Genomic DNA, 5,310 nt, shown 5'->3' with positions numbered 1-5,310 from the left:
CCCGGTTCGCCGGGGCCGTCGAATGGCTCGGCCGGTGGCAGGACTGACTCTCGAGGACCTGCTCGAGGTGGCCCGTCGGACGGTGGGCCCGACCGTGGCCGTCCGCGACATGGGCCTGCTGAGCGCGGCCCTCGCCCGTGTCGAGGCGCGGGCGGACGGCCGGGACGTCTATCCCTCGGCGGAGCACCGGGCGGCAGCGCTGCTGCACTCCCTCGTCACGACGGCGCCGTTGGTGCAGGGGAACCGGCCGTTCGCCTGGATCGCCACCGCGGTCTACCTCGCCCGCCTCGGCCGGCCGTCGTCATTGACCGACGCCGAGGCGTTCGACCTGGTCACCGACGTGCTGATCGGGAGGTTGCAGACGGTGGACGCGATCGCCGAGCGGCTCGTCGATCCAGCCCGCGAGCGCTAGTGCGCCCCGGACCGCTCCACCGGCGCGCACGTCGTACGGTCCAGGCATGAGCACGACCCACGAGGTGACCAACCAGGTCCCGCCGCTGATCGGCCACGACCCGATCGCCGGCGACACGGTCCTCGCCGAGGCCTGCGTCCGCCACGCCGACGCCGCGACCCTGGAGTCCCTGGCGGACCTCGGTCGGCTGGCCGGCAGCGAGCAGGCGCAGGAGTGGGGCAGGCTCGCCAACGAGAACCCGCCGAAGCTCCGCACGCACGACCGCTACGGCCATCGCATCGACGAGGTGGAGTTCCACCCCGCCTGGCACGACCTGATGCGCACCGCCGTCGGGAACGGCCTGGCCGGGGCCCCGTGGGCCGACTCCTCCCCCCACGCGCACGTGCGCCGCGCCGTCGGCTACTTCGCCTGGACCCAGAACGAGATGGGCCACGGCTGCCCGGTGACGATGACCTACGCCGCCGTCCCCGCGCTGCGCAGTACCCCGGAGCTGGCCGCCCGGTACGAACCGGGCCTGACGTCGACGGTCTACCAGTTCGGGCTGGCCGAGCCGACCGGCAAGCGCGGGCTGGTCGCGGGCATGGGGATGACCGAGAAGCAGGGTGGCTCCGACGTTCGCGCCAACACGACGCGCGCCGTCCCCCAGCCGGACGGTTCCTACCGGCTGACGGGGCACAAGTGGTTCACGTCGGCCCCGATGAGTGACGTCTTCCTCGTGCTGGCGCAGCTGGAGGAGGGCGTGTCCTGCTTCGCCGTCCCCCGGGTCCTGCCCGACGGCAGCCGCAACGTGTTCCACCTGCAACGTCTGAAGGACAAGCTGGGGGACCGGTCCAACGCCTCCAGCGAGGTCGAGTTCGACGGGACGACGGGCTGGCTCGTGGGTCAGCCTGGGCGTGGGGTCCCGGCGATCATCGAGATGGTCAACACCACACGGCTGGACTGCGTCCTGGGTTCGGCGGCGACCGTGCGCGCCGCCCTGACGCAGGCCATCCACCACGCGCGCCACCGGCGGGCCTTCGGCGCTCTGCTGGTCGATCAGCCGCTGATGCAGAACGTGCTGGCCGACCTGGCCCTGGAGAGCGAGGCCGCGACGGTGCTGGCGGTGCGCCTGGCGGCGGCGCTGGACGGCGGGGAATCGGCCTTCCTGCGACTGGCCGGCGCCGCGGCGAAGTTCTGGGTGTGCAAGCGGACGCCGGGCGTCGTCGCCGAGGCCATGGAGGTGCTGGGCGGCAACGGGTTCGTGGAGGACTCCGGTCTGCCCCGGCTGTACCGGCAGGCCCCGCTGAACTCCATCTGGGAGGGCTCGGGCAACGTCATCGCTCTCGACGTCCTGCGCGCGATGGGCCGGTCGTCGGACACGCTCGCCGCCGTCACCGCCGAGATCGATCTCGCCCGTGGCGCGGACAGTCGGTTCGACGACGCCGTGAACCGGCTCTCCGCAGAGCTCGGGAACACCGACGGGCTCCCCTTCCGTGCGCGCCGGATCGCGGGGCTGCTCACGCTGTGCCTGCAGGGCTCGCTGCTGCTGCGGCACGCCCCCGCGACGGTCGCAGATGTGTTCTGCGCCACACGTCTCGCGGGCGACTGGGGTGCTGTCCTGGGCACTCTCCCCGCCGACACGCCCGTGGACAAGATCGTAGAAAGAGCTTCGATCGTGACTGTCTGAACACGCAGTGAAGCAACTACTCTCGATGTGATTCACCGACCTCCGTCAGCGTCGCCGGACGGACGGTGCCGTCACATCCGCCCCGGCGGGGGGACCGAAGCAGCGGAGAGAGCGGGCAAGCGTGCGACCTCATAAAGCGGGGCGCCAGCAACCTTTGGATCTGCTGGCGGGTGTTCCCGACGCCGTGTTCCGGCTCGACCACAAAGGCCGGTTCACGTACCTGAACGCCGCGGCCGAGGCGCTGCTCGAGCGCCGGGCGGACGAGCTGCTGGGTCGACTGGCCCCCGGCTGCTTCCCGGCCACCAGGGGATCGCTGCTCGAGATCCAGATGCGCGAGGTGCTGGCCGATCGCCGGCCCCGGCAGTTCGACTACCACTACCAGCCGCAGAACCGCTGGTACGAGGTCCGCGCCTTCGCCGACCCCGCCGGCCTCGCCGTCTTCTTCCGTGACATCGACGCCCACCGCCGGGACGACGAGCAGCGCGACGCCGAGGTCCGGCAGCTGACCGCCGTCCTCGAGGCGCTGCCGTCGGCGACCGTGCTGGTCAACGGCGACGACCGGATCGTCGTCGCCAACCGTGCCTGGGTCGGGAACGGCGAACTGCTCCGCAGCGCCGGCATCCGGCCCGGCGGCGTCGGCGACGACTACCTGGCGTCGATGAGCAACGCGCTGCGGCCCGCCGACCACGCCGCCATCGTCGCCGGCCTCTCCCGGCTGCGCGAGCAACCCGACGGCGCGGGGATGACCTTCGACTACGAGTACTCCGCGCAACTGGGCCCGTGCGCCAGCTGGTTCCGCCTACAGGCGGCCCGCGTCGAGGCGTCGGAGCGGATCGTCGTGACCCACATCGACATCACCGACCGCGTCCGCGACGAGCAGGCGATGGCATGGAAGGCCGGCCACGACGAGCTGACCGGCCTGGCGAACCGGGCGACCCTCCTCGACATGATCGGCGACGCGCTGTCCGGGGCCGTACCCGGTGCCCCCGGCACGGCGCTCCTCGTCATCGACCTCGACGGGTTCAAGACCGTCAACGACTCCCTCGGCCACCAGCTCGGCGATCTGCTGCTGCGCCAGGTCGGCGAGCGCCTCGCCGACCAGGTGCGGCCCGGCGACGCCGTCGGCCGGCTGGGCGGCGACCAGTTCGTCGTCCTCGCGCGGGACTGCGACTCCGCGGAGGCCGCGGCCCTGGCCTTCCGCCTGCAGACGACGTTCGGCTCGGCGTTCGTCGCGGCGGGGATCTCGGTTCCGCTGTCGGCCAGCATCGGCGTCGCCGTGTCCCGCTCCGACGTCCGGGATGCCCATCAGCTCCTCAGCGACGCCGACGCCGCGATGTTCGCCGCGAAGAGCTCGGGCCGCGACCGCGTCCACCTGTTCTCGCCCGGGCTGCGCGAGGCCGCGCGCTGGCGGCTGGAGGTGGCCACGCGCCTGCGCGGTGACGCGATCGACCAGCTCGTCGTCCACTACCAGCCGGTGGTGCGGCTCGACACCGGCGAGGTCGAGGGCGTCGAGGCCCTCGTGCGGTGGCAGCACCCCGAGCGCGGCCTGCTGCCGCCGGACTCCTTCCTGTCCGTGGCCGAGGAGACCGGTCAGGTCATCCCGATCACGCGGTGGCTGCTCCGGGAGACGACGCGGAAGGCCGCGGAGTGGCGGTCGCAGGGACTGCCGCTGCGCATGTCGGTGAACGTCAGTGCGCGGCACTTCTCCGCGGAGACCCTCGTGCGCGACGTCCGGGTGGCCCTGCGGGACTCCGGTCTGCCGCCGGACCAGCTCGTGCTCGAGCTGACCGAGACGAGCGTGGCCGAGGACCCGACACGCGCCGAGGACCAGCTGACGGTGCTCCGCAGCTTCGGGGTGCGCGTCGCGATCGACGACTTCGGGACCGGGTGGTCCTCGCTCGCGCAGCTGTTCGCGCTGCCGATCAGCACGCTCAAGATCGACCGTTCGCTGCTCACCGCTGCAGAGCGCGCGTCGGCCGGCGAGACCGGGGCGGTGCTCGGCGCGATCGTCGGTCTCACCCGGACCCTCGGCATCCGGTCGGTGGCCGAGGGCGTCGAGACTCCCGAGCACCTGCGGATGGTGCGGGAAGCCGGGTGCGATCTCGCCCAGGGCTGGCTGCTCGGGCAGCCGATGCCCGCGGAGGAGATCCCGCGCTGGGTGCGCGCCGTCCAGGCCGCCGGCGGGGACCTCTGCGCTCAGGTGATGGCGTCGTCGACGGTCTACCAGGCCGGGTGATCGGACGGCGCAGAGGGCGTCGGGCGACCGCCCCGGCCGGACCGCCGCGCCACGTGACAGCCCTCTCGCCGATGCCGCGGAACACGCCCCGTGGACCGGACCGGCAGACTGCTCCCGTGTCCGACAGCTTCGAGGCCGCGACCCCGACCCTTCCCGACCCGGGGGCGGCGGGGGACGGCCGTGCCCGGCCCTCCCTCGACCTGCTCATCTGGGACGCGCCGAACATCGACATGACCCTGTCGACGGTCATCGGCGCGCGGCCGACCGCGGCCTCGCGTCCACGGTTCGACGCGATCGCCGCCTGGTTCGTCGAGGGCGCCGGCGACCCGACGCTGCCCGACGCCCCGGACGTCGAGGCGTGCGTGTTCGCCAACATCCCGCCGCAGCCGGGCACGCTGCAGCGCTGGGTGGAGGCGCTGCGGGGCTTCGGGTACTCGGTGTTCGCCCGGCCGAAGACCCAGCCGGACGACGACATCGACCAGGACATGCTCGACCACATCACCGTCCGGTCGCACAGTCACCGGCTCCGCCGGCTGGTCGTGTTCTCGGGGGACGGTCGCAACTTCGCCGATCCGCTGGAGCAGCTGGTCCGCGAGGGCACGCACGTCGTGGTGGTCGCCTTCAGTGAGGTGGCCGGCTACGCGATCAGCTCCGAGCTGCTCGAGTTCATCGACATCGAGGACGTCCCCGGGGCGTTCGTCGAGCCCCTCGACCGGGTGCGTCTCGATGCGCTGCCGCCGGACGGTGCCTGGCTGCGGCCGACGCGCAGCCTGCGCGATTTCGTCAGCAGCTTCACGGCCCGCCGCGACCGCTGACGGGTCACCGCAGGTCAGCCGCCCGAAGTGTCGTACCCCGGCCGTAGATTCGCTCATGTGTTCGAGGGATACGGCGTCGACCTGGCGATCGCTCCGTTCGGTGGCGTCGAGGTGCCGGGTCCGGCGGAGGGGCGGCCGTCTCGGCTGGCCGAGATCTTCCCGGCGGGGGTGCGGTCGGAGG

General features: G+C 72.7%; 4 protein-coding genes. All 4 read left to right on the top strand.

Features of this window, described 5'->3' with window-relative positions:
• Positions 1-412, top strand: a 412-nt coding sequence (locus E4P40_RS26080; protein ID WP_209305529.1) for a hypothetical protein, incomplete at its 5' end; no start/stop codon positions are given.
• Between the two features lie 46 nt (positions 413-458).
• Positions 459-2,078, top strand: a complete 1,620-nt coding sequence (locus tag E4P40_RS26075) for an acyl-CoA dehydrogenase family protein (RefSeq protein WP_135161224.1) — start codon at positions 459-461, stop codon at positions 2,076-2,078.
• A gap of 121 nt (positions 2,079-2,199) precedes the next feature.
• Positions 2,200-4,314, top strand: coding sequence for an EAL domain-containing protein (locus E4P40_RS26070; protein ID WP_135161223.1), 2,115 nt, complete (start codon positions 2,200-2,202; stop codon positions 4,312-4,314).
• Between the two features lie 116 nt (positions 4,315-4,430).
• Positions 4,431-5,129, top strand: a complete 699-nt coding sequence (locus E4P40_RS26065; protein ID WP_245160602.1) for an NYN domain-containing protein — start codon at positions 4,431-4,433, stop codon at positions 5,127-5,129.
• Positions 5,130-5,310 lie beyond the last annotated feature (181 nt).

It is taken from the genome of Blastococcus sp. CT_GayMR20 (assembly GCF_004570345.1).
Note: the sequence above shows the minus strand (reverse complement) of the source record. Positions and strands in the feature narration are given on the sequence as shown.